Raw genomic sequence first — 5,032 nt, 5'->3', positions numbered from 1 at the left:
CTACGCGGAGCTGCCGGCCGGGCGGCCGCTGGGGCTGGGCGGCCCGCCGTTCCAGCACGCCGAGCTGGACCTGCCGGCCGGCAGCCTGATCGCCCTGTACACGGACGGCCTGGTGGAGGCCGTCGACGGCCGGCGCGGGCTCGCCGAGACGCTGGCCGGGCTGCGCCGGCCGCTGGAGAGCCTGTGCGACGAGGCGCTGGCGACCCTGCTGCCCGGCCCGGTGGACGACGACGCCGTCCTGCTGCTGGTCCGCACCCGCCGGCTCGACGCCGGGCAGGTCTCCGACTGGGAGCTGACGCCCGACCCGGCGGCGGTCGCCCGGGCGCGTCGCCTGGCCACCGACCGGCTGGACGAATGGGGCCTGGCAGAGCTCGCGTTCACCACCGAGCTGATCGTCAGCGAACTGGTCACCAACGCGATCCGGTACGCCCCCGGGCCGGTCCGGGTCCGGCTGATCCGGGACCGCAGCCTGATCTGCGAGGTCTCCGACACCGGGCACACCTCGCCGCACCTGCGCCAGGCCGCCCGGGACGACGAGGGCGGGCGCGGCCTGTACATCATCGCCCAGATCACCGAGCGCTGGGGCACCCGCTACACCGAGGACGGCAAGACCATCTGGACCGAGCAGGCCCTGCCCGACGAGGACTGACGACCGCGACCGGGCATCGGCGTTCCTCGAACGGACCACGCCGAGCGCGTCCGGCTCCGGGGCGCGGGCCGCATCGGGCGGGCCGGAGGTGTCGACGCGGCGCCGCCGGTCGATCCGGGAGAGGAGAGGCGCTTAACTGTGGAGTGGGGAAACGACGCGGCTGTGGGGACGAGCGGGACAGAAGGGCAGTCCGGTGGCTGATGTCTCGAACACGAGGGCGTGGCGTTCGCCGCGGTTCCTGCCCAGGTGGTCGCGCCGGGTCACGATCGGCGGCTACGCGCTGATCGCGACCACGGTGGCGCTGGATTTCGCCAGCGGGCCCGGTATCACGTTCGCCCCGATACTCGCCGCCCTCCCCGTCCTGGCCGGTGTGGGCACCCGCCGGGCCACCGTCCCGCTGGCTGCCGGGGTGGTCGCCGGCGCGCTCGTCGTCGCCATGGCGGCCTACGACGCCGCCGTGCCCGCGATCGTGATGGCGACCTCGGCGGCCGCAGTGGTCATGGTCACCTTCTTCAGCTGCGCCAACGTCGTGGTGGTGACGGGCCAGGAGCGGGAACTGGCCAGGGTCCACACGGTCGCCGAGGCCGCGCAGCGTGCCCTGCTGCGCCTGGTGCCCCGGCGGATGGGGCCGCTGGCGGTCGCGGTGCGCTATGTGGCGGCGGAGGCCGAGGCACGGATCGGCGGGGATCTGTACGAGGTGATGCCGACCCCGTACGGGGTGCGGTTGTTCCTCGGCGACGTGTGCGGCAAGGGCTTGGCCTCGGTGGAGACTGCGGCCGACGTGCTGGGGGTGTTCCGTGAGGCCGCGCGGGCCGAGCCGGATCTGGCGGAGGTGGCCAGGCGGCTGGACTCGGCTCTCGTCCGTCGTCCGGCGAGCGAGGAGTTCGTCACGGCGGTTCTGGTCAGCATCCCCGACACACCGGGGCCGGCGGTCGTGGTCAACTGCGGGCACCCGCCGCCGCTGCTCTGCCATGACGGCCAGGTCAGCACGGTGGAGCCGTCCGTCGACGCACCGCCGCTGGCGCTGCTCGGCCTGGTCGGCGGGGGCTACCGCGCCGAGTCGCTCGCCTTCGACCGCGGCGACCTGCTGCTGCTCTACACGGATGGCGTGTCCGAGGCCCGGGACGCGGCGAACCGGTTCTACCCGCTCGCCCAGCGCCTGGCCGCCCTCCCGCACGGGGAGCCGGACGCCCTGCTGGACGAGCTGCTCCTGGACGTGCGGGCGTACGTCGGCTCCGGACTGACGGACGACGCGGCCCTGCTCGCCGTCCGCCGGGAGCGGTGACCGGTTCATCGACGCCGTCGAAGCGAGCCCGCGCCCCCTCTCCCGGGCGCTACCGCCACGAGGAGCACGGGCCGGGCGACTACCGGGGCGGCGGCGGTTGGTGCCGGTACTCCTCCAGCGCCGGCGACGTCCTCATCGCCAGGAAGTTCGTGACGGTGTACTCGGCCAGCCCCGCCACCGAGTACGGGTCGCTCCTGGCGATGCCCTCGATCTGCGTCCGGTCGACACCGACCGCCACGATGACCGCACCGTCGCGGGGGTCCTTGGGGCCCGACGCGATGAAGACGCCGGATTCGTAGTTCGAGTCGAGCCAGGCAACGTGCTCGGGGTGGGCCGCTTCGATGCGCTCAAGCGGCGCGATGTAGGTCAGCTCAAGAATGAACATGATCAACATCATAGCGCTGGGTAACCGGCCGGTCGCGCAGGGGTATCGGCGGCGACGCGCCGACCAGGCCTGTGGCCCAGGGCGGCCTGACGGTCTCCCGTCACCCCGTTCCGGTGGTGAGCACCATGCGGAAGCGGGCGGCACCGTGGAGCATCCTGTGGTACGCCTCGTCGGCCCGGTCGAGCGGCACGGTCTCGATCATCGGGCGGATTCCCTGCAGGGCGCTGAACGCCATGGCGTCCTGGATGTCCTGCGCGCTGCCGGCCGGGTGGCCGCGGACGGTCCGGGCGCGCATGAGCAGCTGGACCGGGGCGATCCCCAACGGCTCGGTGTCCGCGCCGATGACCACCAGTTCACCCCGGTGGGACAGCCCGTCCACGGTCGCCGTGATGGCGGCGGAGTTCGCGGCCGTGGCCAGGACGACCCTGGCACCGCCGAGGGACTGCAGCGCGTCCGCGACGGGAGTGCCGGCCGTGCTGTCGATGTAGTGGTGCGCGCCGAGCTGCTTGGCGTAGTCGGCCTTGTCGGCGCCGCGGGCAATGGCCACGGTCTCGAAGCCCATGGCGGCCGCGTACTGCACACCCAGGTGGCCGAGGCCGCCGATGCCGAGTACGGCGACGAGGTCGCCCGGCCGTGCGGAGCTCGTCCGCAGCCCGTTGTACGTGGTCACCCCGGCGCAGGCCATCGGCGCGGCATCGACGGCCGCCAGCGCGTCGGGAATCCGGGCCAGGGCGTCGGCCGGCACCACCACCGCCTCGGCGTAGCCACCGTCGTACGCCCCGCCGGGGACCTTCAGGTTCAGGCACAGGATGAGGTCGCCCCGCCGACAGGCGGCGCAGTACCCGCAGCTGCCGCCGAACCAGCCCACCGCGACGCGGTCGCCCACCCGCCAACCGGTGCTCTGCGTTCCCTCGCCGAGCTCCTCGATGCGCCCGGCGATCTCATGCCCGGGGACCAGCGGAAACCGGACGCCCGGCAGCCCGGCGTTCACGAACATGGCGTCGCCGTGGCAGATTCCGCAGGCCTCCACGGCGATTCGCACGTGCCCGGGGCCCGGCCGCGGCACGTCACGCTCGACGATCTCGAACGGCCCGCCGGCAAAGGCCACCTGTGCCACTCGATGGGTACTCATCCGGATTCCTCCCGGTGCACCGGCACGAACAGCTCTCACCATCAGCAGACCAGCTCCGGCCTGATCACGCTCGCCGGGACCGGCTCGGGCCACCGGCCCCGATCGCCCTGGTTGCGCTCGGGGCGGGCGTGGCCGTGGTGCGTGATCGTCCGGGTCGGGCCCTGCGCACCGGCGGCGGGCGGATCGGTGCACCCGCACGAACTTCTTCGCGACAGACGGGGAGGGGTGGGCGTGCATGGCGAACGCACGCAGCGCCTACCAGGCCTGACGAACCTGACACTCCCTCGGATCGGCAACGTCTCCGGTCGGACCGCCTACGGCGCGGCGGGCCGCACTCGGTGCAAAGCAGCCGGTCGCCGCCGGCCACCGCTCCGTCGCCGCCCGGCCGCCTCGCACACTCCCGACGCTTCGTCGGCCGGCAGGCCGCCCACCACATGCGCACCGGGCTGCCGTTGGACGTCCTGGAGATGGCCGCGTGGCGGCAGAAGAGCGGTGGCGGGCTTCGGCCTTCTCGTCTCCGAGGGCGAGCGGATCGCAGAAGTCGATCGGTGCGTGGCCGCTTCCCCGTCGCTTCAAGGTGCATGGGCAGCTCCGCCGAGAGACGCTGGGCAGTGTCCGTCTGATGGACCACCGACGACACAGGAGGTGTTCATGAGACGCAAGTACTGTGCAGCGGTCGCCCTCACCGCCACCGTTCTGTTCACGGGAACGGGGGCGACGTACGGGACCGCAAGCGGCGCCCAGCCTCCCGCTACGCGCAGTGTCGTGGCGAGTACCGCCCAACTCCCCACCGAACAACAGATCGCCGCCCTGTTCGACAAGTGGAACGCGGCCCTGGCCACCGGCGACCCGAACCGTGTCGCGGACCTCTACGCTCCCGATGCCGTGTTGCTGCCGACCGTCTCCGACATCCGTACCAGTCACGCCGGGATCGTCGACTACTTCACGAAGTTCCTGGCGAGCAAGCCCGTCGGAAAGATCCAGGAGCGGTTCATCACCGTCCTGGACCCCACGAGCGCCGTCGACACGGGCCTCTACCAGTTCACGCTGACCGACAAGAACGGCGGCAAGTCCACGGTCGACGCCCGCTACACCTTCGTCTACGAGCTGCGTGGAGGCAGGTGGCTGATCCTCAACCACCATTCCTCGGCCCTGCCTTCTCCGGGCTGATCCGGCTGCCCGTCGAGCCCCTCCGGCCGGCCGCGAAGTTGGTCAGGCTGCCCTTGCGGACGGTGTCGTCACCGGTGCGCAGCGCCGCGGCCGGGGTGGTGGGGGCGAGGAACGGATGCCCGACCGGTGGGCGAGCTCCGGCACCGCGCCGGTGTCGTCGAGTACCCGGCCGGGGAACGGCACGAGGGCCCGTGTCCGCGCTTTCGCGCGGGCACGGGCCCTCGTGGGTCACTCCGGTGGTCCCTGTCCGGCCCCCGGGGTGAGGGGAAGCCGAAAGGTCGGCTTAGGGCCTGTGTGATGTTGTGATCAATCAGTGGTCAGCAGGAGATCATCGATCCAGATCATCGAGGCGCGGAGGTGAAGGCCGGCGAGGTAGCTTTCCGGGCTCTTGTCATACCGGGTCGCGATGCC

General features: G+C 72.3%; 5 protein-coding genes. 3 read left to right on the top strand and 2 right to left on the bottom strand.

Going from position 1 to position 5,032, the window contains the following annotated elements:
- Positions 1-649: SpoIIE family protein phosphatase (locus KS423_RS38170; protein ID WP_224284328.1), on the top strand; the 649-nt coding region annotated here is incomplete at its 5' end.
- A gap of 193 nt (positions 650-842) precedes the next feature.
- Positions 843-1,934 carry a PP2C family protein-serine/threonine phosphatase gene (locus KS423_RS38165; protein WP_224284327.1) on the top strand — a complete coding sequence of 364 codons (1,092 nt, stop codon included), beginning with the start codon at positions 843-845 and terminating at the stop codon, positions 1,932-1,934.
- A gap of 79 nt (positions 1,935-2,013) precedes the next feature.
- Here the strand turns inward: KS423_RS38165 and KS423_RS38160 are convergent, their stop codons facing one another.
- Complete coding sequence (locus KS423_RS38160) at positions 2,014-2,319, bottom strand: YciI family protein (RefSeq protein ID WP_224284326.1); 306 nt, start codon at positions 2,317-2,319, stop codon at positions 2,014-2,016.
- 100 nt (positions 2,320-2,419) lie between these two features.
- Positions 2,420-3,451, bottom strand: coding sequence for an alcohol dehydrogenase (locus tag KS423_RS38155; RefSeq protein ID WP_224284325.1), 1,032 nt, complete (start codon positions 3,449-3,451; stop codon positions 2,420-2,422).
- A 765-nt stretch (positions 3,452-4,216) separates the two neighbouring features.
- Here KS423_RS38155 and KS423_RS38150 point away from each other — a divergent pair.
- Entirely contained in the window at positions 4,217-4,621 is a 405-nt protein-coding gene (locus tag KS423_RS38150) for an SgcJ/EcaC family oxidoreductase (RefSeq protein ID WP_224284324.1), read from the top strand.
- The last annotated feature ends 411 nt before the right edge of the window (positions 4,622-5,032 follow it).

This window comes from Streptomyces sp. LS1784 (assembly GCF_020103755.1).
GTDB lineage: Bacteria > Actinomycetota > Actinomycetes > Streptomycetales > Streptomycetaceae > Kitasatospora.
Note: the sequence above shows the minus strand (reverse complement) of the source record. Positions and strands in the feature narration are given on the sequence as shown.

Excerpts from the sequence above, each read along its gene's own strand:
- KS423_RS38160 (WP_224284326.1), bottom strand. The coding sequence starts at position 2,319 with ATGTTCATTCTTGAGCTGACCTACATCGCGCCGCTTGAGCGCATCGAA.
- KS423_RS38155 (WP_224284325.1), bottom strand. The coding sequence starts at position 3,451 with ATGAGTACCCATCGAGTGGCACAGGTGGCCTTTGCCGGCGGGCCGTTC.